Here is a 26,003-nt window from a genome sequence, read left to right on the forward strand (position 1 = left end):
TAAAAACCGATGAATTCAACCGGAGAAACTGTGTTCTGTTGATCAAAATCGCTAAAAAAAGCACAAAAAACGTGGCCGGTGGGGAAATAAACAACACGCGGCAGGAGACAGGCCCGCCGCGTTAAGGCTAGAACATGCGGCGGCTCATGCCCAGAATATCCAGGATTTTGGTCGAGATCTCTTCCACCGAATAATTGGTGGTGTTCAGATAACGGATCTGATTTTTACGGAACAGCGCTTCCACTTCCGCCAGCTCCATCCGGCACTGGCGAATGGAAGCATAACGGCTGTTTTCACGCCGTTCTTCACGGATGGCGGCTAACCGCTCCGGATCGATCGTCAGGCCGAAAAGCTTGTGCTGAAACGGCTTCAGCGCGGCGGGGAGGTGCAAGTTGTCCATATCGTCGGCGGTAAACGGATAGTTGGCCGCGCGGATACCGAACTGCATGGCCAGATACAGGCTGGTGGGAGTCTTACCGCAGCGCGAAACGCCGAGCAAGATCACCTGCGCCTGATCGAGATTACGCAGCGAAATGCCGTCATCATGGGCTAACGTGTAGTCAATAGCCGCGATACGGGCATCATATTTGCCGAGGTTGCTGGCGGTCAACCCGTGGGTGCGGTTAGGCACCGGGGTAGGTTCTACCTCCAGTTCCCCCTGCAACGGGCCAACCAGCGCCTGCACGATGTCCTGGCAGAAACCTTCGCTCTGGGTAATGACTTTGCGTACTTCCGGCGAAATGATTGAGTAAAACACTAACGGGCGTACGCCGGTATCACGATAGATATCGTTAATTTGCTGGCAAACCCCACGGGCCCGCGCTTCGGTTTCCACAAAGGGCAGCGTAAAGGTGGTGGCCTTGACCGGAAATTGCGACAACACCGCGTGGCCCAAAACCTCTGCGGTGATCGCCGTACCGTCCGAAATATAAAAAACGCTTCTTTCCACCCGGGGCTCCTTAGCTGAAATAGTGACGTCATTATCACGTCTGCTGGCCCTTATCATGGGCTGCAGATGATTCAACGGTAAAGGGGCGGGCAAAAAAATTGTGATAATGCGGGCAGAGTCGATGAATAAACAGGTCGGTCAGGGAATAAACGCCGGTGATAAAAATACCAAAGTAAAATACTATTTCAAATTTTATGAAAAGCGGGCGTTTATTTCCGGTGAGGAATTATTAGTCATGATGACGTAATTTTCACCAAAGACTGCGTAAATAACAGGGTTTTTAAAACTGAAGTTTAAAAAATACTTAATTTGTTGAGATTTAAGCTATTAGTGCGACAGGGAACGGTTCCAGGCCGGTTTTGCGTTTCAGGAAGTTTTCCTAAAATCCACTTTCTTCACCGGGTTGATCGATTCACCTTTCCATTTCCTATGGATCATTGTGCTAGTCTGACTCGGCACCGTTTTAGCGGCGCTGAGAAAGCAAGCGAATTAAATCCGTCTATACCCTACTGATAGCAATAAGGATTGTCTCGATGTCCAACAATGGCCCAGACTTGCGTAATGTGCTTTGGTACAACCAGCTCGGCATGCACGACGTTGACCGTGTCGGCGGCAAAAATGCCTCCCTCGGTGAAATGATCACCAATCTTTCCGATTTGGGCGTTGCCGTGCCAAACGGTTTTGCCACCACCGCGCAGGCGTTTAACGATTTCCTCGAGCAAAGCGGTGTTAACCAGCGCATCTATCAGTTACTGGATCAAACTGACGTTGACGATATTGCTCAATTGACCAAGGCGGGCGCGCAAATCCGTCAATGGATTATCGACACGCCGTTCCATGCGGAATTCGAGCGTGAGATTAACCTGGCTTACCAGCAACTGGCCGACGGCGAGCCGGAAGCGTCATTTGCCGTGCGTTCTTCCGCTACCGCAGAGGACATGCCGGATGCCTCTTTCGCCGGCCAGCAGGAAACCTTCCTCAACGTGCAGGGTATTGACGCCGTCATGGTGGCGATTAAGCACGTTTTCGCCTCCCTGTTTAACGACCGCGCCATTTCCTACCGGGTGCATCAGGGTTATGACCACCGCGGCGTGGCCTTGTCGGCTGGCGTACAGCGCATGGTGCGTTCTGACCTGGCATCTTCCGGCGTCATGTTCACCATCGATACCGAATCCGGTTTTGATCAGGTGGTGTTTATCACCTCCGCCTTCGGCCTGGGCGAAATGGTGGTGCAGGGCGCAGTCAACCCGGACGAGTTCTATGTGCACAAGCCGACGTTGCTGAGAGGCAACCCGGCTATCGTGCGCCGCAACCTCGGCTCGAAGAAAATCCGCATGGTGTATGCGCCATCGCAGGATCACGGCAAGCAGGTACAAATTGAAGACGTGCCAGAGCAGCAACGCAATCGTTTCTCTCTGACCGACGAAGAAGTTCAGGGGCTGGCACATCAGGCACTGCTGATCGAAAAACACTACGGCCGCCCGATGGACATCGAGTGGGCCAAAGACGGCCATACCGGCAAATTGCTGATCGTGCAGGCCCGTCCGGAAACCGTGCGTTCGAACGAGCAAACGATGGAGCGTTACCAGCTTAACGCGACCAGCCCGGTGCTGGTGGAAGGGCGCGCTATCGGCCACCGCATCGGCGCAGGTCCGGTGAAGGTCATCCACAACATCAGCGAGATGGACCGCATTGAGCCAGGCGACGTGCTGGTGACTGACATGACCGACCCGGATTGGGAACCGATCATGAAGAAAGCCGCTGCCATCGTCACCAACCGTGGCGGACGTACCTGCCACGCGGCGATCATTGCGCGTGAACTGGGCATTCCGGCGGTGGTTGGCTGCGGCAACGCGACCGATCTGCTCAAAGAAGGTCAACAGGTCACCGTTTCTTGTGCAGAAGGCGATACCGGCTTTGTCTACAGCGATATCCTCGATTTTAACGTGCAGAGTTCCGAAGTGACCGAACTGCCGGATCTGCCGCTAAAAATCATGATGAACGTCGGCAACCCGGATCGCGCCTTTGACTTCGCGCGTTTGCCGAATGAAGGTGTGGGTCTGGCCCGTCTGGAATTTATCATCAACCGTATGATTGGCGTGCATCCGAAGGCGTTGCTGGAGTTTGATCAGCAGACTCCGGAGCTGCAGGCGGAAATCAGGACGCTGATGCAGGGCTACGACCATCCGGCCGAGTTCTATGTCGGTCGTTTGACGGAAGGGATCGCCACGCTGGGCGCCGCGTTCTGGCCGAAGCGAGTGATCGTGCGCCTGTCCGATTTCAAATCCAATGAGTATGCCAACCTGGTCGGCGGCGAGAAGTATGAACCGCATGAAGAAAACCCAATGTTGGGCTTCCGTGGGGCCGGTCGTTACGTGTCCGACAATTTCCGTGACTGTTTCGCAATGGAATGTGACGCGGTAAAACGCGTGCGTAACGAAATGGGCCTGACCAACGTTGAGATCATGGTGCCGTTTGTTCGCACGGTGGAGCAGGCGGAAGCGGTGGTGGCCGAATTGGCACGTCAGGGCCTGAAGCGCGGTGAGAACGGCCTGAAAGTGATCATGATGTGCGAGATCCCATCCAATGCGCTGTTGGCAGATCAGTTCCTGCAGCACTTTGATGGCTTCTCCATTGGCTCCAACGATATGACTCAGTTAACCCTGGGGCTGGATCGTGACTCGGGCGTGGTCTCTGAGCTGTTTGATGAGCGCAACGAAGCGGTGAAAATTCTGCTGTCGATGGCGATTCAGGCGGCCAAGCGTCAGGGTAAATACGTCGGTATTTGCGGCCAGGGTCCGTCTGACCATGAAGACTTTGCCGAATGGTTGATGGATCAGGGTATTGACAGTCTGTCGCTCAATCCGGATACCGTGGTTCAAACCTGGGTTAATCTGTCGAAGAGAAAATAATTTTCGCGATACGGGATAATTATTAAGGCGAAAGCCGTAACTCAGGTTACGGCTTTTTTATTTCTGAATGTAAATAAAAAGGCGCAGTGAACAAAAGCGGTCAAAAAAAGAATAAAAAAAAGCCCATCATAGGAGACGGGCAAAGACTACACACAGCAATTCACATGTATGGCATTACATTGTTTGGAAATCTTGCTTTAAATCAGGTATTTGAAGCAATATATGGCAATAATACTAGGTATTTAAGCGTCATTAGTCATTAAGAATCGTCTTAATCAACCAGCGTATTGGAATTTATTTTTGCTAGCGGCTATTTTTACCGCAGTGATAAAAAGATGTATTTATTCGGTATGTTTAAATAATGTTCATCAGGTGAAAAACGGCGGTGAATTTTATTATTGCGGACGTTCTAATTCTGGAAGCAAGCGAGGGGAAAGGGGAGTTCTGCCCGGTGACCCGGGCAGAAGCGGGGTTACATCTGTTCCAGATCTTTGGCAACTTCTTCCAGGTCGGCAGTCGGTTCTGGCGCTTCATTCATCCAGGCAGTGAGTAAACGGTAAGACACCGCCAACACCACCGGGCCGATAAACAGGCCAATCATGCCGAAAGCCAGTAAGCCGCCGATAACACCGGACAGGATCAGGATCATCGGCAGATCGGCGCCCATGCGGATTAGCACTGGCCGCAGCACGTTATCGAGCGTGGCGACCACGCAGCTCCATACCAACAGCACGGTGCCCCAGGTGGTATCTCCACTCCAGTACAACCAGATGATTGCCGGTACCAGCACCAGTAATGGCCCCAACTGTGCCACGCAGCAAATAAAGATCAATACCGTCAGCAGGGTAGCGGCAGGTATGCCGGTCACCGCCAGGCCAATACCGCCCAGTACCGACTGCACCAGCGCCGTCACCACCACGCCCAGCGCCACCGCGCGGATCGCCTGACCACCCAGTACCACGGCGGCGTCGCCTCTTTCCGCACCCAAACGTGTTGCGAAGTGGCGAATGCCCAGAGCCACTTGCTCGCCGCGTGCATACAGCAACACGCTAAACAGCAACATCAATGTGCAATGCAGCAGCAGGCGGCCAATATGCGCGGCCTGAGCCACAAACCAGGTGGCGGTCTGGCCGAAGTAAGGTTGCACCTTCGCCACCAACGCACTGCCACCGGCGTTCACCAGGGTGTGGTAACTGTGATAGACCTTATCGCCGATCATCGGGATCGATTGCAGCCAGGCCAGATCGGGAATATGCAGTTTGCCCGGCGTGCTGGCCCAGGCCACGATTGGCGCGCTGTTGTCCACCACGCTACTGACCAGCAGAGAGATTGGCAGGATAAACAGCAGGATCAGCAGTATCGTCATCACCAGCACCGCCAGTGAACGCCGTCCCCAAAGTATTTTTTGCAGCTTAATAAGCAGTGGCCAGGTGGCTATGACCACCATGCCGGCCCAGGCAAAACCGAGAATAAAAGGTTGAATGACCCAAAAACAGGCGACGATCATTATGGCGATAAACAGCACGCCAAAAATAATCCGTGGCAAATCATAGCGGGATTTCGGGATTGTCATGAATGGGTTCTCATTCTGGTCAGTTAACTCCTTGGGATCGTTTAATCATGGTGCACGTTGATGAAAAACGACAGCACGGCGCACCTTTTGTTGCGAGCGATTCTTCGGCAGGACAATTGCAATAATCTGCATGCCTTCACTAAACGAGTATGTTAGTTTTTATCTCTAATAAAAAACAGGGTGGGTCTGAATAAAGGCCTGATTCAGCGTGCATAATCACGCATAAAAATTAGACAGACAGGGTCAAAAACCGAATGATCCCACAGATTTCTCAGGCGCCCGGCCTTGTTCAACGGGTGCTCGATTTTTTGGAAGCGTTGAAGCAAAACGGGTTTAACGGCGATATCGCTACCAGTTATGCCGATCGGCTAACGATGGCGACCGATAACAGTATCTATCAGTTGCTGCCTGACGCGGTAGTGTTTCCCCGTTCTACTGCGGATGTGGCACTTATTGCCCGTCTGGCGACCGAGGAGCGCTTCACCGCGCTGACCTTCAGCCCACGCGGTGGTGGGACAGGGACCAACGGGCAGTCGCTCAACAGCGGTATTGTGGTGGATATGTCGCGCCACATGAACCGCATTCTTGAAATCAACGTCGAGCAGGGCTGGGTCAAGGTTGAGGCCGGGGTTATCAAGGATCAGCTCAACCAGTACCTGCGGCCGTTCGGTTATTTCTTCTCACCGGAGCTTTCCACCAGTAACCGCGCTACGCTCGGTGGCATGATTAACACCGACGCCTCCGGTCAGGGATCGCTGGTCTACGGAAAAACTTCCGACCACGTATTGGGCTTGCGGGCGGTGCTGCTGGGTGGCGATATGATTGACACCCGAGCCATGCCGACGCCGTTGGCGGAAACGATTGCCAACGAAGATACGGTTGAAGGCCGCATCTATAACCAGGTACTCAACAGTTGCCGCGACCAACGCGGATTGATCCTGGAAAAATTCCCCAAGCTTAACCGCTTCCTGACCGGTTACGATCTGCGCCATGTGTTCAGCGATGACCTGCAAACCTTCGATCTGACACGCATTTTGACCGGTGCCGAAGGAACGCTGGCGTTTATCACCGAGGCGCGGCTGGATATTACGCCGCTGCCGAAAGTGCGCCGGTTGGTGAATGTTAAATACGACTCCTTTGATTCCGCACTGCGCAACGCGCCTTTTATGGTGGAAGCCAAAGCGCTGTCGGTCGAGACTATCGACTCCAAGGTGTTGAACCTGGCGCGCGAAGATATTGTCTGGCATTCGGTCAATGAACTGATCACCAACGTGCCGGATAAAGAGATGCTGGGTCTGAACATCGTGGAGTTTGCCGGCGATGACAAGGCACTGATCGACCAGCAGATGGAGGCTTTGTGCCTGCGGTTGGACGAGCTAATCACCGAGCGACAGGGCGGAGTGATTGGCTATCAAATCTGTGGCGATCTGGACGGCATCGAGCGCATTTACAACATGCGTAAAAAGGCGGTCGGGCTATTGGGCAATGCCAAAGGGCGTGCCAAGCCGATCCCGTTTGCCGAGGACACCTGTGTGCCACCGCAGCATCTGGCCGACTACATCGTTGAATTCCGTCAGTTGCTCGATAGTCATAACCTCAGCTACGGCATGTTTGGCCATGTGGATGCCGGTGTGTTGCACGTGCGGCCGGCTCTCGACATGTGCGACCCGCAGCAGGAAGTGCTGATGAAGCAGCTTTCCGACCAGGTGGTGGCGTTGACCGCCAAGTATGGCGGCTTGCTGTGGGGGGAGCATGGCAAAGGCTTCCGCGCTGAATACAGCCCGGCGTTCTTTGGCGACGAGCTGTATCTGGAACTGCGCCGTATCAAGGCCGCTTTCGACCCGGACAACCGGCTCAACCCCGGCAAAATCTGTTCGCCGTCGGGCGTCGATGCGCCGATGATGAAAGTGGACGCCGCCAAACGCGGTACCCTCGATCGTCGCATTCCGGTCGAGGTTCGCACCTCGTTCCGTGGTGCCATGGAGTGTAACGGCAACGGTTTGTGTTTCAATTTTGACGTTCGCAGCCCAATGTGCCCGTCGATGAAAATTACCGGCAACCGCATTCACTCGCCAAAAGGGCGGGCGGCGCTGGTGCGTGAATGGCTGCGTTTGCTGTCCGAACAGGGTGTCGATCCGCTGGAACTGGAAAAGCAGCTGCCGAAGCAGCGTGTTAGCTTCAGGGCCCTGATCGAGAAAACCCGCAATAGTTGGTACGCCAGCAAAGGAGAGTACGATTTCTCGCACGAGGTGAAAGAGGCGATGTCCGGCTGTCTGGCCTGTAAGGCCTGCTCCACTCAGTGCCCGATTAAAATTGATGTACCCGGCTTCCGTTCACGTTTCCTGCAGCTTTATCACACCCGTTATCTGCGACCGGCGCGTGACTATATGGTCGCCGGGGTCGAGAGTTACACCCCGCTGATGGCGAAAGCGCCAAAAGTGTTCAACTTCTTCTTCAGGCAGCCTTGGGTGCGTGAGTTGAGCCGCAACAGTATTGGCATGGTTGATTTGCCGCTGCTTTCCAGCCCGACGCTGCGCCAGCAGCTCTCCGGCCACGGCGCACTCACCATGACGCTGGAACAGCTTGAAGCGCTGAACCCGCAACAACGCGAACAGCACGTATTGATCGTGCAGGATCCGTTTACCAGTTATTACGATGCCAAGGTGGTCGCCGATTTTGTGCGGCTGGTGGAAAAGTTGGGCTATCGGCCGGTGCTGTTGCCGTTCTCACCCAACGGCAAGGCACAGCATATCAAAGGCTTCCTGACGCGCTTTGCCCGCACTGCGCGCAAGACCGCCGATTTTCTCAACCGGGTGGCGAAGCTAGGCATGCCACTGGTGGGGGTCGATCCGGCGCTGGTGCTGTGTTACCGCGACGAATATAACGAGATCCTCGGGGAAACTCGGGGTGACTTCCAGGTGCAATTGGTGCATGAATGGCTGCAACAGTTGCTGGCCGAGCGAGCGGAACAGCCGGCGACCGGTGAAGCCTGGTATCTGTTCGGCCACTGCACCGAGACCACGGCATTGCCGACCAGTAGCCAACACTGGGCGTCAATTTTTGCACGCTTTGGCGCCAGGCTGGAAAATGTCAGCGTCGGCTGTTGTGGCATGGCGGGTACCTACGGGCATGAAGTGAAGAACCTGCAGAATTCACTCGGCATTTATGAGCTATCATGGCACCAGGCGCTGCAACGTTTGCCACGGCAGCGTTGCCTGGCGACCGGCTATTCCTGCCGCAGCCAGGTCAAACGCATTGAGGGTAACGCAGTACGACACCCATTACAGGCACTTCTGGAGATGATTGAGTGAAACTGTGGAAAAGAGAAACGACGCTGGAACAATTAAACCATGCCGGTGAAGGCTGCATGGTCAGCCATGTCGGCATCCGGTTTACCCGGCTGGAGGACGACTACCTCGAGGCCACGATGCCGGTAGATCAGCGCACCCGGCAGCCGTTTGGCCTGCTGCACGGCGGGGCATCGGTGGTGCTGGCAGAGTCGATGGGGTCGATGGCCGGTTACCTGTGCTGTGAAGGTGAGCAGAAGGTGGTGGGGTTGGAAATCAACGCCAACCATTTGCGGGCCGCATTTGAAGGCGAAGTCCGCGGCGTGTGCCGTGCGTTGCACGTTGGCCGCCGTCATCAGGTGTGGCAGATAGAAATCTTCGATTCGCGCGATCGCCTGTGCTGCACTTCACGTCTGACCACCGCCGTCATCGATTAAGCGTTTTACCCCGCAGGCAGCCCTGTCTGCGGGTGTTTCTTCGTTCGGCCGGTTTACAACTGAAAGGGAACCCGCTTGACGAAGTCCTTCTGGAAGGCGTTGGCCTTCTCCCAGGTACCTTCCATCGCATATTTCTGGCAGATCAGGGTCAGGGTATGACGGGCAAAATGATAGCTCTGCACCCGGAATAGCTGACAGCGTTGCGGATTATTGATTTCCACGATCAGCCGATTATGCAGTTTGCTCAACGCATGCAGGTAGCTTTCGTCATCGCCATTCTCCAGACACAGGTTCGCCATGTTCAGACTGACGTTGTTGTAGCGTTTCAGGTGGTTGATGTTGCACTCAGGCCGCCGAAGTGACGCCTCCGCCATATAGAAATCTACCGTGGCGTCGCGCACGCTGAATTTGTAGTCATCAATTTTTCCCAACAGCCACGCATTCATCGAGATATTCATTTGCCCACGCCCAACGTGAATTGAATGATAATCATTATCATATTTATTGGCGCGTTTACGATCAATCATTCTGTTGAAATATTTATCATCGACAGGGGATGCATAGGGGCAGTCGCGACCCAATATAGCCAGTAACGACTAAACTTTAATCAGAGGTTGCCGCCTCGTCGGCTCGGCCGGGTGAGTGGAATGGCGTAAAATGCGCTTTATTGTCGATAAACGCATTTTTAAGACAGACAAAATGCAGAAATAGGTATTTTCTATGAATGTTTAAATCGACATAAAAAGCCCGGCCCTGTAAAGCGTTCGAGCCAATGGGCAAGCGCAATGGTGATACAGGATGTGCAGTAAATTCATAAGGATAAAATGATTCCATTTCCGACCGGCAGCGCCTGGCGCGCTGACTGTCCCGCGAACTTGCCGCATGCCGAAGCGAAAATTCGGGCTTTTAGCGGATACCCCTGTAAAACAAACGGTTGAAGTGATAATCGTTATCACTAACATAGTAGCAACCCAGATTGGCTGTGGTAAAACACGAGTGTGAGGTAGGCCATATGCAAACGGAAAATGTCGGCACCTTTTCTCTGGACGAAAATGTCTGGCAAGGCATTTTGCTCAGTGACAATGCCGTACAACAAATTACAAAACTAATGCAGCAGGACTCGCAGGTGAAGGGGCTGCAACTCGGAGTGAAGCAGTCAGGCTGCGCCGGGTTTGCCTATGTGCTGGATCTCACCCGTGCTCCTGCTGACGACGACCTGCTGTTTGAGCGCGATGGCGCCAGGCTGTATGTGCCGTTGAAAGCCATGCCGTTTATCGATGGCACCACGGTGGATTTTGTCCGTGAAGGGCTGAATCAGATATTCAAATTTAATAACCCTAAAGCTCAGCATGCCTGCGGTTGCGGCGAGAGTTTTGGCGTTTGAGCGATGCAATCAACATGACACGAAGCAATGTAGAAATGCCTAATGAAGTGCAGGCTTGGGTCAGCGAAGGTCGCTACAAAGAAGGTTTTTTTACCCAGTTGGCCACCGATGAATTGGCGATGGGCATCAACGAAGACGTGGTGCGCGCTATCTCGGCCAAACGTAACGAACCTGAGTGGATGCTGGAGTTCCGCCTGGAAGCCTACCGTGCCTGGCTGCAAATGGAAGAGCCACACTGGCTGAAGGCGAACTACGAGCGCCTGAACTATCAGGATTACAGCTATTACTCGGCGCCGTCCTGCGGCAGCTGTGATGACGCCTGCGGCTCGCAGCCTGGCGCAGAACAGCAACCCGGCGCACCGACGGACAACAATTATCTGACCAGCGAGGTTGAACTGGCGTTTAACCAGCTCGGTGTTCCGGTGCGTGAAGGCAGCGAAGTGGCAGTGGACGCTATCTTCGACTCGGTCTCGGTTTCGACCACCTACCGTGAAAAGTTGGCGGAGAGCGGGGTGATTTTTTGCTCGTTCGGCGAAGCCATCCATGAATATCCGGATCTGGTGCGCAAATACCTGGGTCGCGTAGTGCCGTCCAACGATAACTTCTTCGCCGCCTTGAATGCGGCGGTGGCCTCCGACGGCACCTTCGTTTACGTGCCGAAGGGCGTGCGCTGTCCGATGGAACTGTCGACCTATTTCCGCATCAACGCCGCCAAAACCGGCCAGTTCGAGCGCACCATCCTGATCGCCGATGAAGGCAGCTATGTCAGCTATATCGAAGGCTGTTCGGCCCCGGTGCGTGACAGCTACCAGCTGCACGCGGCGGTGGTGGAGGTGATCCTGCACAAAGATGCCGAAGTGAAATATTCGACGGTGCAGAACTGGTTCTCCGGCGGTGACAGCAAGGGCGGTATCCTCAACTTCGTCACCAAGCGCGCGCTGTGTGAAGGCGCGGGTTCGAAAATGTCGTGGACCCAGTCGGAAACCGGCTCGGCAATCACCTGGAAATACCCGAGCGTGATCCTGCAGGGCGACAATTCTATCGGTGAGTTCTTCTCGGTGGCGCTGACCAGCGGCCATCAGCAGGCGGACACCGGTACCAAGATGATCCACATCGGCAAGAACACCCGTTCGACCATCATCGCCAAAGGCATCTCCGCCGGGCACAGCGAGAATACCTACCGCGGGCTGGTGAAGATCCTGCCGGGTGCGGAAAACGCGCGTAACTTTACCCAGTGTGACTCGATGCTGATCGGGCCGGATAGCGGCGCTCATACCTTCCCGTATGTTGAAACCCGCAACAACAGTGCGCAGCTGGAACACGAGGCGACGACCTCAAAAATTGGTGATGACCAGCTGTTCTATTGTCTGCAGCGTGGCATCAGCGAAGACAATGCCATTTCGATGATCGTCAACGGGTTCTGTAAGGACGTGTTCTCTGAGCTGCCGCTGGAGTTCGCCGTTGAGGCACAGAAGCTATTGGCCATCAGCCTGGAACACAGCGTGGGCTAATCGCCGGATTTACAGCGCGAAAGCGCGACCTAAGGACACTGCATGTTAAGTATCAAGAATTTAAAAGTCAGCGCGGAAGGCAACGAGATCCTCAAGGGCCTGGATCTGGAAATCAAACCGGGCGAAGTGCATGCCATCATGGGGCCGAACGGCTCGGGCAAAAGCACGCTTTCTGCGACCCTGGCCGGGCGCGAAGAGTACGAAGTGACCGCAGGCGAAGTGACCTTCAAAGGCAAGGATCTGCTTGAACTGGCGCCGGAAGACCGTGCGGGTGAAGGAGTGTTTCTGGCGTTCCAGTATCCGGTGGAGATCCCCGGCGTCAGCAACCATTTCTTCCTGCAGACCTCGGTTAATGCGGTGCGTAAATATCGCGAGCAGGAGCCGCTCGATCGCTTCGATTTCGCTGACTTTATCGAAGAAAAAATTGAGCTGTTGAATATGCCGCCCGATCTGCTGACCCGTTCGGTTAACGTTGGCTTCTCCGGCGGCGAGAAAAAGCGTAATGACATCCTGCAGATGGCCGCGCTGGAACCGGACCTGTGCATTCTGGATGAAACCGACTCCGGTTTGGATATTGATGCGTTGAAAATTGTTGCCAACGGCGTTAACTCACTGCGGGACGGCAAGCGCTCGTTCATTATCGTCACGCACTACCAGCGCATTCTGGACTATATCAAACCGGATTACGTTCATGTTCTTTCTCAGGGGCGCATCGTCAAATCCGGCGATTTCACCCTGGTGAAACAGTTGGAGGAGCAGGGCTATGGCTGGCTTACCGACGAGCAATAATTCGCGCGCGCTGCAGCAACTCTACAGTCTGTTTGAAGCCCGCGGCGGCGAGCACTCCGCCCATGCGCTGGCACACTGGCAACAGGCCTTGCGCCTGGGCTGGCCGACCCGCAAGCATGAAAACTGGAAATACACCCCGCTTGAAGGTTTGCTGGAGCAACAGTTTCTGGAGCCGCCACTCGAGCCGGTCACTGCCGCTCAGCGCGATGCATTGGCGCTGGATATCGACGCTTACCGCCTGGTGTTTATCGACGGGCGTTTCAGCGCGGCATTGAGTGACAGCGAACTGGGCGATTACCAGTTTGACGTGGCCCCCTACGGGACGCTACAGGCCTTGCCGGAGCCGATCCAGGCCGAAATATTCCTGCACCTGACCGAAAGTCTGGCGCAGGAAACCAGCATTATCCGCGTGGCGGCCGGCAAAATTGCAGAGCGGCCGTTGTATCTGCTGCATATCAGCAGCGGACGCGGCGCTGAAGGCGAAGTGAATACCGTCCATCACCGCCATCATCTTGAGATTGCGCGTAATGCGCAGGCTGAGGTGATCGAACATTACGTCAGCCTTAACGACGCCGCGCATTTCACCGGCGCACGCCTGACCGCTAATGTGGGTGACAATGCTCAACTGCAGCACTGCAAACTGGCATTTGAAAGCCGGCCGAGCTACCACTTCGCCCATAACGATCTGGTGATTGGCCGCGATGCGCGGGTGAAGAGTGACAGTTTCCTGCTCGGGGCGGGCTTGACGCGGCATAACACCAGCGCACAGCTGAATGGTGAAGGTTCCAACCTGACGATCAACAGCCTGGTGCTGCCGGTCGGTAAAGAGGTTTGCGATACCCGTACTTACCTGGAGCACAACAAGGGTTACTGCGAGAGCCGCCAACTGCACAAAGTGGTGGTCAGCGATCGCGCCAAAGCGGTGTTTAACGGCATGATCAAAGTGGCCAAACATGCGATTAAAACCGATGGCCAGATGACCAACCACAATCTGCTGCTGGGCAAGGTGGCGGAGGTAGATACCAAGCCGCAACTGGAAATCTACGCTGACGACGTGAAGTGCAGTCACGGTGCTACCGTTGGGCGTATCGATGAAGAGCAACTGTTTTATCTGCAATCGCGCGGTATCGACAAGCATGCGGCGCAGCAGATGATCATCTTTGCCTTTGCCGCGGAGCTGACCGAGGGGATTGGCAACGACACCATCCGTGAATCGGTGCTGGCGCGGATTGCACAGCGCCTGCCGGGGCCAGGGGAGGCAGCATGAGTTTTCCGATTGAACGGGTACGCAGTGAATTTCCGCTGTTGGCACGAGAAGTCAATGGCCAGCCGCTGGCTTACCTCGACAGCGCCGCCAGCGCGCAGAAACCGCAGGCAGTTATCGATCGCGAGCTGGATTTTTACCGTCATGGCTACGCGGCGGTACACCGCGGTATTCATACGTTAAGCGCCGAAGCGACGCAGGAAATGGAAGCGGTGCGTGAAAAGGTGGCGGCGTTTATCAATGCCGGTTCGGCGGAAGAGATAATATTCGTCAAGGGTACTACCGAAGGCATCAATCTGGTAGCCAACAGTTTTGGCCGCCACTTTTTGCAGCCCGGTGATAGCATTATCATCACCGAGATGGAGCACCACGCCAACATCGTACCCTGGCAGATGCTGGCAAAGGAACGCGGATTAAATCTGCGTGTCTGGCCGCTACAGCCAGATGGCACCCTGGATTTGGCCCGGTTGCCGGGCTTGATCGACGCGTCAACCAAACTATTGGCGCTAACCCAGGTGTCCAACGTGTTGGGCACGGTGAACCCGGTGCAGGAAATTACGGCCCAGGCAAAAGCGGCGGGCCTGAAGGTACTGATTGACGGTGCGCAGGCAGTGATGCACCAGCGGGTGGATGTTCAGGCGCTGGATTGCGATTTCTACGTGTTCTCCGGGCATAAGCTGTATGGGCCTTCCGGCATCGGTATTCTTTACGGTCGTCAGGCACTGTTGCAGCAAATGCCACCCTGGGAAGGGGGCGGGTCGATGATCCAACAGGTCAGCCTGACGGCAGGAACCACCTACGCCGAGCCACCGTGGCGCTTTGAGGCCGGTTCACCCAACACCGCCGGCATGATGGGGCTGGGTGCGGCAATTGACTATGTGAATACGCTGGGGCTGGAGGCGATTGGTGACTACGAACAGTCGCTGATGCATTACGCGCTGGAGGCTCTGCAGCAGGTACCCCGGCTTAAAATCTACGGCCCGGCGGAGCGTGCCGGAGTGATCGCCTTTAACCTGGGTGAGCACCACGCCTATGACGTCGGCAGCTTCCTGGATCAGTACGGCATTGCTATTCGTACCGGCCACCATTGCGCGATGCCGCTGATGGCGTTCTATAATGTGCCGAGCATGTGCCGCGCTTCGTTGGCGTTATATAATACGCGCGATGAAGTAGACCGGCTGGTGGCCGGATTGCAGCGTATCCAGAAACTGCTGGGATAGGACAAACCGGGGCTTTATCCCTCCGGGTGAATAAATATCGGTAGTCAGTGACATGGGGTCGGCATGCCGGCCCCTGAATGATTGAAAGGATCCTCATGGCGAATTTGCCGGACAAAGATAAGTTAGTGCGTAATTTCTCCCGCTGCCTGAATTGGGAAGATAAGTACCTGTATGTCATTGAGCTGGGCGCCAAGCTGCCGGCGCTTGACGATACTGAACGTCAGGCGGGCAATCTGATTTCCGGCTGTCAGAGCCAGGTATGGATTGTGATGCAGCTTGATGATCAAGGGCGTGTTGAATTCCATGGTGACAGTGATGCGGCCATCGTCAAAGGGCTGCTGGCCGTGGTGTTTATCCTCTATCACCAAATGACGCCGCAGCAGATCGTCGAGCTGGATGTTCGTCCCTTCTTCGCCGAATTGGCGTTGAGTCAGCACCTGACGCCTTCACGCTCGCAAGGGTTAGAGGCGATGATCCGCGCTATCCGCAGTCAGGCTGCCAAATTCTGACATAGCGGTGAGACTCATTGATGCGTTACTGGTTTTTCCTATGTCAATGAGTCTTTACAAACCCTCAACACTCTGTTCGTTCGCCTCGCAAATCAGTGACATATCAGCAGCTTACCCCTTGACGTTGCATTGACAAATCCATAAAGCGATTACGTTATAACATGTTGATTTTTAGAGGACTTATTGCCTTTAACTGCAGCATTGCTAGTATTAATCAGGTCTTGTCTGATTTACCCGCCGCCAAGTGCCCGTTAGCCTTGTGGCCGAACCGTAATAAGCATAATAGGGATGATAATGAAACGTGCGTTGAGTTTAATGGGCATGCTATTTGCCACCGTACTGACTGGCACCCAGGCCGCCAGTGCGAGCGAATACCCGCTGCCGCCGCCGGACAGCCGTCTGATTGGCGAGAACACCACCTATACCGTACCGAACGATGGCCGCCCGCTGGAGGCGATTGCCGCCGATTATAAAATTGGTTTGCTGGGCATGCTGGAGGCCAATCCGGGCACCGACCCCTTCCTGCCCAAGCCTGGCTCGGTATTAACTATCCCGACCCAGATGCTGTTGCCGGATACCAAGCGTGAGGGGATCGTGGTCAACCTGGCGGAACTGCGTCTGTATTACTACCCGAAAGGCGAAAACAAAGTGATTGTTTATCCGATCGGTATCGGCCAAACGGGGATGCACACGCCGCTGCAGGTGACCTCTGTCAGCCAAAAAATCCCGAACCCGACCTGGACGCCGACGGCCAATATCCGTAAACGCTACCTGGAAAAAGGCGTGAAACTGCCTGGCGTTGTGCCGGCCGGGCCTGAAAACCCAATGGGCCTGTTCGCCATGCGTCTGGCCATGGGACACGGTGAATACCTGATCCACGGCACCAACGCCAACTTTGGTATCGGTATGCGCGTCAGCTCCGGCTGTATCCGCCTGCGCCCAACGGATATTGAAGCGTTGTTTAATATGGTTCCGCGTGGCACCCGCGTGCAGGTAATCAACGATCCGGTGAAAATCTCCGTTGAGCCGGACGGTAAGCGCTACGTAGAAGTGCATCAGCCACTGTCGAGAGTTGAGAGTGACGATCCGCAGACCATGCCGATCACGTTGTCGAAAACCGAGAAGGCTTTTGTCGGGGATGCGCAGACCGATAAGACCGTGTTCGACAGCGCGGTTGTACGCCGCTCTGGCATGCCGGTACTGGTTAACCTGGGTCAGAACCCATCTGAAGTCAGTTTAGCGCCTGTAGCCTCACAGGAAGCGAATAAAGGCCTATTTAAGAGCGCACCCATCAGTTCGGTGAATTAAAACGCGGTCTTAATGGATAATTCTGAGGGGTTCAGCGTGCTGAGCCCTTTTTTTCGCCTGGTGGCAGGGGGAAGCAGGGGGGATCTACAGATAAAAAAAACGGCGCACATTGTGCGCCGTTTTCAATAACCGAAGCTATCTTACTTTTTGTAAGCGTGTGCTTGGTTGTCCAGACGCTGGTTAGCACGTGCTGCGTCGTCTTTAGCTGCTTGAACGTCAGAACGGATTGCGTTCACGTCGTTGCTCAGCTGGTCAACTTTAGCGTTCAGAGTCTGAACGTCAGAAGACAGTTGATCGATTTTAGCATTGCTTGAACAGCCAGCCAGCATAGTGGAAGCCAGGATTACCGCGCCCAGTACCAGTTTAGTACGATTCATTATAACACCCTCTAGATTGAGTTAATCTCCATGTAGCGTTACAAGTATTACACAAACTTTTTTCGAAAGAGAATAATTTTTTTGGATTGGAGTGCTTTATTTTGATCGTTCGCTCAAACTTGCATCTTCTTTTGAAAAAAAGTTAAAAAATGTAGGGAAAACAGCTGGATTCCATGGGACAACTCCGATTTATAATTAGCTAAATAATGAGCAATCCGCGGTTGCGTTTTTGAGAAAACGGTTTACCAGTGTTAAAAAAAACGCCGCAAAGCGGCGTTTTTGTCAAAATAATTATGTCACGTTTTATATTAGAGTACGTGCACCGAGGCAGTATTGGTAGTGCCGCTTGGTACCAGTGCACCAGAAACCATCACTACAACGTCGCCTTTTTGAGCCAAACCGCTGGCCAATGCCGCTTCTTTACCGATGCGATAGAAGTCGTCGGTAGAGGCAATTTCCTTGACCATCTGTGGGATCACGCCCTTGGTCAGAATAAGCTGATGAGCGGTAGTTTCGTTGGTGGTCAGCGCCAGGATCACGGCGTTAGGGAAGTATTTACGCACGGATTTGGCTGACTTACCGCCGCTGGTGGCAACCACGATCAGTGGTGCATCCAGTTTCTCTGCGGTTTCAACGGCACCGCGGCATACGGCTTCGGTGATGCGCAGCTTGCGGTTGTCATGCAGGCTGTCGATACGGCTTGGCATCACGCGGTCGGTGCGCTCACAGATGGTCGCCATGATGGTAACGGCTTCCAGTGGGTACTTGCCCTTGGCGCTCTCACCAGACAGCATCACGGCATCGGTACCGTCCAAAATGGCGTTAGCTACGTCGCCGGCTTCTGCACGGGTAGGGCGTGGGTTCTTGATCATGGAATCGAGCATTTGGGTGGCGGTGATCACCACTTTGCGTGCACGGTTACATTTTTCGATCATCATCTTCTGAGCGAAGATAACTTCTTCTACCGGGATTTCAACGCCCAGATCGCCACGAGCAACCATGATGCCGTCAGAAGCTTCGAGGATTTCGTCGAAGTTGTTCAGGCCTTCCTGGTTTTCGATTTTGGAGATGATTTGGATCTGCGAGCCGCCGTGCGCTTTCAGGTGCTCACGAATTTCCAGCACGTCAGAACGCTTGCGGATGAAGGAAGCGGCAACGAAGTCCACGCCCTGTTCGCAGCCGAAAATCAGGTCACGTTTGTCTTTTTCGGCCAGTGCAGGCAGTTGGATGGAAACGCCCGGCAGGTTAACGCCTTTGTTTTCGCCCAGGTCGCCGCTGTTCAGCACCTTACAGATCACTTCGCTTTCGGTCACGTTGGTGACTTCCATGCCGATCAAGCCGTCATCCACCAATACGGTGTTGCCGATTTTCAGGTCAGCGCTAAAGCCGGCGTAGGTTACCGCAACGCGTTCGTTGTTGCCGATAACGCTCTGATCGGTGGTGAAAGTGAAGGTCTGACCGGCAACCAGCGCCGCGTCTTTACCGCCTTCCAGTTTCATGGTGCGAATTTCCGGGCCTTTGGTATCCAACAGGATGCCGGCGTTCTGACCGGTTTTCGCCATCACGGCACGCATGTTCTTGATGCGGTTGCCGTGCTCTTCATAATCGCCGTGGGAGAAGTTAAGGCGCATTACGTTCATGCCTGCATTCAGCAGGTTGGTCAGCATTTCTTCCGATTCGGTTTTTGGACCGATGGTACAAACAATTTTGGTCTTTTTCATGACGGAGTTTTCTACAAGTTGTGATGGATAATAAAACGAATAAAACCAGCGGTCAGGCCACTGATAAGGGATTTGAGTCGTGCCTGGTGGTGCAAAACACAGTTAAGGATAGGTGACCAGAGTCGAAATGGGGCGGAAAAATTCAGCCCGCGCTGGGATGCGGGGATGCTGCGCAACGTGATGAGAAGAAAATGTGTTGTTATTGCGTTTTCGCAGATCAAGGGCTGAAACCATTCAACTGAAAGACGTTGCGCATTATAAAGGCTAAGCGGCGGGAAACAAAATAAAAAACCGACGCAAAACCTCGGTTCCGTCAAATCAGCAGTAAATATGGCGCAAATGCAAACCCTTGGCCGGTGTTTGTTGCGCAAATAACCACTTAATTAATCTGGGTATTGTCGTTCAGCTTGTGGTAATGATTTCCCACAGGGTACCTGCAGTCAGACAGAAACAGCCGCTGGCGGTGTTGGCAGGAATAACGATGCTTTCCCCGGCTACCACCACCTGAATGTCATTGCCCAGAGTGAATTCAAACTCACCGGAAACCACCTGCGTTTGCAAAGAGAAATCGCGCTTTTGCAACTGGCCAAAGGTACCGGCGTCGAATTTCACTTCGGTGGCACGGGCGCCGTTGCTCATGATGCCTTGCCGGCGGATGAGGCCGTTGTCGAGTTTCTCGAACGGGGTCTGGGCAGTAAATGTCAGCATGGATTCGGTCCTGATAAGGTATTCGCCTTGATGATACCTGATACGGCTTGCGGTGACAGGAGCAAAGCTACGGGATCGTACTGGCGAGTTAACGGTAAAGGGAGCGCGAGTCGATAGGGTGAAACTGAGGAAACAATGATTTGGTGCGTCCGAGTGGACTCGAACCACCGACCCCCACCATGTCAAGGTGGTGCTCTAACCAACTGAGCTACGGACGCACTGCACTGCTTTTAGATATTTGGTGCGTCCGAGTGGACTCGAACCACCGACCCCCACCATGTCAAGGTGGTGCTCTAACCAACTGAGCTACGGACGCACTGTACTGCTTTTAGGAATTTGGTGCGTCCGAGTGGACTCGAACCACCGACCCCCACCATGTCAAGGTGGTGCTCTAACCAACTGAGCTACGGACGCATCTTTTCCTGTCTGTCATGGCTGACAGCGGGGACGAATATTAACGAGCAACCTGCGTGCTGGCAAGGAGAAAAACGTAATTTTATCCGGTATTTCACGCGATTGCTGCGCTTGTGTGCAGTGCGGTGGTTTTTTCTGCAAACAATGGTGCGTAAGCTGTCGACCAGTTTAACTTACCGGCCGACAGCGACGCTTAACGGGTGGATCGCTGCAGGATCAGCGCCGCCGGTTGTTTTTGCAGCCAGCGCATGCGCATAGCCATCATGATGGCGGCGAAGGTCAGGCCAATGATAAAGCCAATCCAGAATCCGCTTGGCCCCATTGCCGGTACCAGAATATCGGTCAGCGCCAGCACATAACCGCTCGGCAGACCCAGGATCCAATAGGCGATAAAGGTGATGAAGAAGATTGAACGGGTATCTTTATAACCACGCAGAACGCCGCTGCCAATCACCTGAATGGAATCGGAGATCTGGTAAATCGCCGCCAGCAGCATCAGCTGCGAGGCCATGGCAACTACCGCCGGGCTGTCGTTGTACAGCAGGGCGATTGGCTCGCGGAAGGTGGCGGTGAACAACGCGGTGCAGCAGGCCATCAGAATACCGACGCCGATAGCCGAATAAGCGGCAACCCGCGCGCCTTCGACCGAGCCTTCGCCCAATCTATAGCCGACGCGGATAGTCGCGCTGACGCCCAGTGACAATGGCAACACAAACATCAGTGCGCTGAAGTTAAGTGCAATCTGGTGCCCGGCCACGGAAACAATGCCCAGTGGCGACACCAGCAGGGCGACGACGGCGAACAGCGTGACTTCAAAGAACAGCGCCAGTGCCACCGGCAGGCCAATGCCGAACAGGCGTTTCATCGCCGCCCAGTCCGGCCGCATGCTGCTGCCTTCCTGTGGCAGAATGTCACGCTGTGATGGGGCATGTTTCACGTACCAGCGCATCGCCAGGAACATAAACCAGTAGACGCTGCCGGTTGCCACGCCGCAACCGACGCCGCCCAGTTCCGGCATGCCGAATTTACCGTAGATGAAAATATAGTTAATCGGGATATTCACCAGCAGGCCGAGAAAACCAATCACCATGCCCGGTTTGGTTTTCGACAGGCCTTCGCATTGGCCACGCAGCACCTGGAAGAACAGATAACCCGGCGCGCCCCACATAATGGCATGCAGATAGCCCACCGCTTTATCCGCCAACTGCGGGTCGATGTTGTGCATCATGTCGATGACAAACTTGCTGTTATACAGCACGATAATCACCAGCAGTGAGACGGCGGCCGCCAGCCAAAAGCCCTGACGCACCTGATGAGCGATGCGATCGCGTCGGCCGGCGCCGTTCAGCTGTGCAATCACCGGCGTTAACGCCAGCAGCAGGCCGTGGCCGAACAGGATAGCCGGTAGCCAGATTGAGGTACCAACGGCAACCGCCGCCATATCTGTGGCGCTGTAGGCACCGGCCATAATGGTATCAACCACGCCCATTGCGGTTTGTGATATTTGCGCGATGATCACCGGGATTGCGAGGGCCAATAAGCTACGCGCTTCAATTAAGTACTTCTGCACGCATACACCTTTTCTATTTATTTATGATGGAGGGAAGGGTCGTCGTGAAAGGACAACAATTAAAAATAGCGGAATTTTCTCAAAAAGATTGTACCCGCTCGGCGTGGTTAAGCAAATGCTGTGATGAAATAGTTATTAAATGCGCAGCCGCAGATTTTTTGTCGCCTCGGGTTTGGTTTTCCTCGTCAACTGGGGCAAACTGCCCCAAGCGCTTTAAACATTTTTAGAAAGAAGAGGCCCACATGTTCACCGGTATCGTACAAGGCACCGCGCCGCTGGTCGCCATTGATGAAAAATCCAACTTCCGTACTCATGTCATCGAGATGCCCACTGAACTGCTGCCCGGGCTGGAGCTTGGCGCGTCGGTATCTCATAACGGTTGCTGTCTGACCGTCACGGCGGTAGAGGGCAACCGCGTCAGTTTTGATTTGATCAAAGAAACGCTGCGCCTGACCAACCTCGGTGAGCTGGCATTGGGTGACGTGGTCAACATCGAAAGAGCGGCCAAATTTAATGATGAAATTGGCGGTCACCTGATGTCCGGCCATATTATCTGCACGGCAGAGGTGGCCAAGATTTATACCTCTGAGAATAATCGTCAGGTGTGGTTGCGCATGCCGGATGCGGAACTGATGAAATACGTTCTGCACAAAGGTTTCATTGGCATCGATGGTATTAGTCTGACTATCGGTGAGGTAGTCAATAACCGTTTTTGCGTACATCTGATCCCGGAAACCCTGGAGCGCACCACGCTGGGTAAAAAACGCCTGGGTGATAAGGTGAATATTGAGATCGATCCACAAACGCAGGCGGTGGTTGACACTGTCGAGCGGGTGTTGGCGAGCCGTGAAGCGGCAATGGCGGCGGCGAGTGCGCTGGCGCAGAAGATCTGACGAACGACAAACCAGAGAGGAGCAATCGCGTGAAGTTTTATGGGAAAACGTTGATGTTAACGGCGCTGCTGGCGCTGAGTGCTTGTAGCAGCTCGCCTGAGCAGGGCGCGGCCAATACCGCAGTGGATACAGAGAATGATACCTGTGGCGCGGCGCAATATCAGAGCTATGTCGGTAAACCGATGTCAGCGCTGGAAGGCGTGCAGATTGAGTCGCAAGTGCGCGCTATTCCGTATAACTCTGCGGTCACGATGGACTTTAACCTGCGTCGCCTGAACTTCCTCGGTGACAGCGATGATAAGATCATCCGCGTGTATTGCGGCTGATATACCCGCGCTGGTCAATACATAAAAAGAACCCCGGTCAGTGCAAGCTAGCCGGGGTTCTTTTATTGCATGTCGTCGCGATTATCGCGTTACGCGTATACCGCCTTCAACCCCTTTAGGGCTGAATACCACCTGCCATAGTTGAATATCACGTGCGCGAAAGGCGCCGGCGCAGGCGTTCAGGTAATAGCTGAACATGCGTTCGAAACGATCTGAATAACGCTGGGCAAGCAGTGGCCATGCCTGTTTGAAGCGTTCATACCAGGCCATTAGGGTGCGATCATAATCGGCGCCAATATTATGCCAATCTTCCATCACGAAATGCCCCTCACTGGCCTGGGCAATATGCGAGACCGATGGCAGGCAGCCATTCGGGAAGATATATTTGTTGATCCACGGGTCAACATTCATATCTGTCCGATTCGAGCCAATGGTGTGCAGCAGGAACAGACCGTCCGGTTTTAAATTACGTTCCACCACTTTAAAGTAGGTGTGGTAATTTTTCGGACCGACGTGCTCGAACATGCCGACTGAAACAATACGGTCAAACTGCAGGTGTAAATCGCGGTAGTCTTGCAAGCGGATTTCGACATCCAGCCCGGCACAGTGCTCCTGCGCCAGTTTTTGCTGTTCGGCGGAAATGGTCACGCCCACCACCGAAACACCATAATTTTTCGCCGCATAGGCGGAAAGTCCGCCCCAGCCGCAGCCAATATCCAGCAGGTTCATACCCGGCTGCAACTGCAGCTTTTCGCAAATCATCCGCAGCTTGGCTTCTTGCGCTTCTTCCAGCGTAGTGGCTTCTTTCCAGTAGGCGCAGGAATATTGCATATGCGGATCGAGCATCTGCGTAAACAGATCGTTCCCCAGATCGTAATGTTCTTTCCCGACTATCCAGGCGCGTTTCTTCGATTGCAAATTGGTGAGTCGCGCGGCGGCAATACGCAAAGTATCTTTAAGATGGTGGGGGAGTTTCTTTTCCAGACCGGCACGGACCACGTGTTGAAAGAATATATCCAGCCGTTCACATTCCCACCAGCCGTCCATATAACTTTCACCCAGGCCCAGAGAGCCTTCTTGCAGCACGCGTTTAAAAAAATTGGGGTTTTTAACCTGAATATCGAATGGGCGCGAGCCGTTTATTTCAATACCGGCCATGCTGAGCATTTCATGAGCGATACGGTACCATGGGTTGTCCTGGATGCTCACATCTTCTATACACGATGAACTCATAGCTTCTCCATCACCTTCTTCTGACTTATGACCCGCCAAAAAATAGCTTAGACAAATTCTGCGGGTGCATACGTTTACCTACGGTAAAAAGTCCCGTGGCGTCTGATATCCGACTATGAACAGAGGAAAATTTTAAGAAGGTTCCTGCGCAAGAAACGCTGGAAAGACAATCCTTAAAAAAGTGTGACGCCATACGCGTACACAACAGCAATTTGTGATAAAGAAATTATAAAAGTGTTATTTTAAAAGGTCGTTTTGAGTATAGGCTTGCCGAGGCGCTTACTCAACTGTAAATCGCACTCGGCAAAAATATTCTTTAAGTGATTATTAATACATACAATTATGACGCAGAGTTAGCATGTTCCTGTCGCGTCGCCTGCTGTTCATCCATCACTTTTCCCCGTTGCAGCATATAGCCCAATGCGGCTAATACTACCGTAGAAACCATCACCGTCACCGTTGCCAACAGCGGCTGTTCGATAAAGGCCGATACCAGCATGCTGGCGACAAAACACAGCCCCAACTGCAGGGTGTTTTGCAGCGCTGCGGCTTTGCCTGTGCCTTCCGGGAACGGGGTTAACGCATTCGCCACTACGATTGGGTAGCTGGCACCGTTGACCAGCGCCATCACGCAGAACGGGATCAGCAGCGTGGTGAGCGTTGGTTCGGTCAGCGTGGCAACCAGATATAACGCCACCATGCTGATGCCATAAGCTACCAGCAGCCACGGCAGTAAGGTGTTGCCATTAATGCGATTTAACGCGGTGCGGCAGCCATAACCCCCTAACAGGAAGGCCAGGGTCTGCGGCACATAGCTCAGGCCGATATCATTTGGGCTGTACCCCATATCGCCAAGAATAAAGGGTGAACCGGTCAGCCAGGCGAAGAAGCCGGCTGAGCAGGCGGCAAAGATGGTAACGCTGCCGCTGAACACCGGGGATTTAAGCAGTTGCCAGAAGGTCAGGCTGTTTTTCTTTTCTGCGGAAGGCAAGGGTTTAGCGTTTTCTTTCAACAGCAGAGTCGGCAGCAGGAGAATGACGGTAATGCCCAGCAGCACGGCAAAAATGGCACGCCAGCCCATGTGGTTCAACAGCCAGGCACCGACCAACGGCGCCAGCGCTGGTGAAAGTGCCACCAACGGCATAATGGTAGCGAAGACCCGGTTGGCCTTGCCTTCACGGTAGCGGTCAATCACCAGTGCCTGCCAGGTAACGGCGGCGGAACAGACGCCAATGGCCTGGATGAAACGCAGTGACCACAGTTGAACGGCATTTTGTACCCACAGCATGCCAAGGCAACCCAGGGCAAACAGCGCCAGGCCAATCAGCAACACCGGTTTACGGCCGAGGCGGTCGGAAAGTGGCCCCCAGAGCAATTGAGCAAAGGCGAAGCCGGCCAGGAAGATACTCAGGCTGGCGCTGATCGCCCCGGCGGAAATTTGCAGGTCTTGCTGCATTATGCCAAAGGCGGGCAGGTACATGTCGGTGGCCAGGTAACCCAGCATACTCAGGCCGGCAAGATAGAACATAAAACCAAAGGAATTTCGCATGGTATTTCTCATTAATATTTTATTGTCGCAGGTTTTTAGCGCCGGCAAGTGTATCCGGCTGGATCTCTG

General features: G+C 54.0%; 22 protein-coding genes, 3 tRNA genes and 1 other RNA gene. 13 read left to right on the top strand and 13 right to left on the bottom strand.

Annotation, left to right across the window (positions count from 1 at the left end; all coding sequences use genetic code 11):
• Positions 1 to 127: 127 nt before the first annotated feature.
• Entirely contained in the window at positions 128 to 949 is an 822-nt protein-coding gene (ppsR, locus tag ACSOSI_RS11750; protein ID WP_017892646.1) for a posphoenolpyruvate synthetase regulatory kinase/phosphorylase PpsR, read from the bottom strand.
• Positions 950 to 1,070: 121 nt separating this feature from the next.
• On the opposite strand from ppsR, the gene ACSOSI_RS11755 reads away from it, so the two are divergent.
• Complete coding sequence (locus ACSOSI_RS11755) at positions 1,071 to 1,196, top strand: hypothetical protein (RefSeq protein WP_476707137.1); 126 nt, start codon at positions 1,071 to 1,073, stop codon at positions 1,194 to 1,196.
• Positions 1,197 to 1,482: 286 nt separating this feature from the next.
• On the top strand, positions 1,483 to 3,861 hold the full coding sequence (ppsA, locus tag ACSOSI_RS11760; RefSeq protein WP_261433685.1) for a phosphoenolpyruvate synthase: 2,379 nt from the start codon (positions 1,483 to 1,485) through the stop codon (positions 3,859 to 3,861).
• 111 nt (positions 3,862 to 3,972) lie between these two features.
• Here the strand turns inward: ppsA and rprA are convergent.
• Positions 3,973 to 4,083, bottom strand: an RNA gene (gene rprA, locus ACSOSI_RS11765) — antisense sRNA RprA.
• A 250-nt stretch (positions 4,084 to 4,333) separates the two neighbouring features.
• A complete protein-coding gene (gene ydiK, locus ACSOSI_RS11770; RefSeq protein WP_012144907.1) occupies positions 4,334 to 5,434 on the bottom strand; it encodes an AI-2E family transporter YdiK in 1,101 nt (366 codons plus the stop codon).
• A gap of 254 nt (positions 5,435 to 5,688) precedes the next feature.
• Here ydiK and ydiJ point away from each other — a divergent pair, with 254 nt between their 5' ends.
• Positions 5,689 to 8,745, top strand: a complete 3,057-nt coding sequence (gene ydiJ, locus ACSOSI_RS11775; RefSeq protein ID WP_012144908.1) for a D-2-hydroxyglutarate dehydrogenase YdiJ — start codon at positions 5,689 to 5,691, stop codon at positions 8,743 to 8,745.
• On the top strand, positions 8,742 to 9,158 hold the full coding sequence (menI, locus tag ACSOSI_RS11780; protein WP_012144909.1) for a 1,4-dihydroxy-2-naphthoyl-CoA hydrolase: 417 nt from the start codon (positions 8,742 to 8,744) through the stop codon (positions 9,156 to 9,158). The genes ydiJ and menI overlap by 4 nt, the downstream gene beginning before the upstream one ends.
• A 53-nt stretch (positions 9,159 to 9,211) precedes the next feature.
• On the opposite strand, the gene ACSOSI_RS11785 is transcribed toward menI, so the two are convergent.
• Entirely contained in the window at positions 9,212 to 9,616 is a 405-nt protein-coding gene (locus ACSOSI_RS11785; RefSeq protein WP_004943694.1) for a hypothetical protein, read from the bottom strand.
• 554 nt (positions 9,617 to 10,170) lie between these two features.
• Here ACSOSI_RS11785 and sufA point away from each other — a divergent pair.
• The 7 genes from sufA (at position 10,171) to ACSOSI_RS11820 (ending at position 17,143) form a co-directional block, all read left to right on the top strand.
• A complete protein-coding gene (gene sufA / locus ACSOSI_RS11790; protein WP_012144911.1) occupies positions 10,171 to 10,542 on the top strand; it encodes a Fe-S cluster assembly scaffold SufA in 372 nt (123 codons plus the stop codon).
• Between the two features lie 14 nt (positions 10,543 to 10,556).
• Entirely contained in the window at positions 10,557 to 12,053 is a 1,497-nt protein-coding gene (sufB, locus tag ACSOSI_RS11795) for a Fe-S cluster assembly protein SufB (RefSeq protein ID WP_476707138.1), read from the top strand.
• A 42-nt stretch (positions 12,054 to 12,095) separates the two neighbouring features.
• On the top strand, positions 12,096 to 12,842 hold the full coding sequence (gene sufC / locus ACSOSI_RS11800; RefSeq protein ID WP_115184789.1) for a Fe-S cluster assembly ATPase SufC: 747 nt from the start codon (positions 12,096 to 12,098) through the stop codon (positions 12,840 to 12,842).
• On the top strand, positions 12,817 to 14,109 hold the full coding sequence (gene sufD / locus ACSOSI_RS11805) for a Fe-S cluster assembly protein SufD (RefSeq protein WP_135344360.1): 1,293 nt from the start codon (positions 12,817 to 12,819) through the stop codon (positions 14,107 to 14,109). The genes sufC and sufD overlap by 26 nt, the downstream gene beginning before the upstream one ends.
• Positions 14,106 to 15,326 (top strand): cysteine desulfurase SufS, encoded by a 1,221-nt coding sequence (gene sufS / locus ACSOSI_RS11810; protein ID WP_476707139.1) that lies wholly within the window; start codon positions 14,106 to 14,108, stop codon positions 15,324 to 15,326. The genes sufD and sufS overlap by 4 nt, the downstream gene beginning before the upstream one ends.
• A gap of 95 nt (positions 15,327 to 15,421) precedes the next feature.
• Positions 15,422 to 15,835 carry a cysteine desulfuration protein SufE gene (gene sufE / locus ACSOSI_RS11815; protein ID WP_012144916.1) on the top strand — a complete coding sequence of 138 codons (414 nt, stop codon included), beginning with the start codon at positions 15,422 to 15,424 and terminating at the stop codon, positions 15,833 to 15,835.
• A gap of 294 nt (positions 15,836 to 16,129) precedes the next feature.
• Complete coding sequence (locus ACSOSI_RS11820; RefSeq protein ID WP_476707140.1) at positions 16,130 to 17,143, top strand: L,D-transpeptidase family protein; 1,014 nt, start codon at positions 16,130 to 16,132, stop codon at positions 17,141 to 17,143.
• Positions 17,144 to 17,283: 140 nt separating this feature from the next.
• Here the strand turns inward: ACSOSI_RS11820 and ACSOSI_RS11825 are convergent, their stop codons facing one another.
• The 7 genes from ACSOSI_RS11825 to ACSOSI_RS11855 form a co-directional block, all read right to left on the bottom strand.
• Positions 17,284 to 17,520 carry a major outer membrane lipoprotein gene (locus ACSOSI_RS11825; RefSeq protein WP_005165631.1) on the bottom strand — a complete coding sequence of 79 codons (237 nt, stop codon included), beginning with the start codon at positions 17,518 to 17,520 and terminating at the stop codon, positions 17,284 to 17,286.
• 308 nt (positions 17,521 to 17,828) lie between these two features.
• A complete protein-coding gene (gene pykF, locus ACSOSI_RS11830; RefSeq protein ID WP_012144918.1) occupies positions 17,829 to 19,241 on the bottom strand; it encodes a pyruvate kinase PykF in 1,413 nt (470 codons plus the stop codon).
• A gap of 402 nt (positions 19,242 to 19,643) precedes the next feature.
• The gene (locus ACSOSI_RS11835) at positions 19,644 to 19,949 is read right to left on the bottom strand and encodes a cupin domain-containing protein (protein ID WP_476707141.1); all 306 of its coding nucleotides are present in this window, start codon (positions 19,947 to 19,949) and stop codon (positions 19,644 to 19,646) included.
• A gap of 141 nt (positions 19,950 to 20,090) precedes the next feature.
• A tRNA-Val gene (locus tag ACSOSI_RS11840) sits at positions 20,091 to 20,167 on the bottom strand.
• A 21-nt stretch (positions 20,168 to 20,188) separates the two neighbouring features.
• Positions 20,189 to 20,265 (bottom strand) — tRNA-Val (locus ACSOSI_RS11845).
• Between the two features lie 21 nt (positions 20,266 to 20,286).
• Positions 20,287 to 20,363, bottom strand: a tRNA-Val gene (locus ACSOSI_RS11850).
• Between the two features lie 193 nt (positions 20,364 to 20,556).
• Positions 20,557 to 21,933: an MATE family efflux transporter gene (locus tag ACSOSI_RS11855; protein WP_012144920.1), complete on the bottom strand. Its 1,377-nt coding sequence runs from the start codon at positions 21,931 to 21,933 to the stop codon at positions 20,557 to 20,559.
• A 242-nt stretch (positions 21,934 to 22,175) separates the two neighbouring features.
• Between ACSOSI_RS11855 and ACSOSI_RS11860 the strand changes: the two genes are divergently transcribed.
• Both ACSOSI_RS11860 and ACSOSI_RS11865 read left to right on the top strand, forming a co-directional pair.
• Entirely contained in the window at positions 22,176 to 22,826 is a 651-nt protein-coding gene (locus tag ACSOSI_RS11860) for a riboflavin synthase (RefSeq protein WP_012144921.1), read from the top strand.
• Positions 22,827 to 22,855: 29 nt separating this feature from the next.
• On the top strand, positions 22,856 to 23,152 hold the full coding sequence (locus tag ACSOSI_RS11865) for an I78 family peptidase inhibitor (protein WP_017892657.1): 297 nt from the start codon (positions 22,856 to 22,858) through the stop codon (positions 23,150 to 23,152).
• 81 nt (positions 23,153 to 23,233) lie between these two features.
• Here the strand turns inward: ACSOSI_RS11865 and cfa are convergent, their stop codons facing one another.
• Both cfa and punC read right to left on the bottom strand, forming a co-directional pair.
• Positions 23,234 to 24,385: a cyclopropane fatty acyl phospholipid synthase gene (gene cfa / locus ACSOSI_RS11870; RefSeq protein WP_218217746.1), complete on the bottom strand. Its 1,152-nt coding sequence runs from the start codon at positions 24,383 to 24,385 to the stop codon at positions 23,234 to 23,236.
• 340 nt (positions 24,386 to 24,725) lie between these two features.
• A complete protein-coding gene (gene punC, locus ACSOSI_RS11875) occupies positions 24,726 to 25,934 on the bottom strand; it encodes a purine nucleoside transporter PunC (RefSeq protein WP_261129136.1) in 1,209 nt (402 codons plus the stop codon).
• Between the last annotated feature and the right edge of the window lie 69 nt (positions 25,935 to 26,003).

It is taken from the genome of Serratia sp. AR11 (assembly GCF_056376275.1).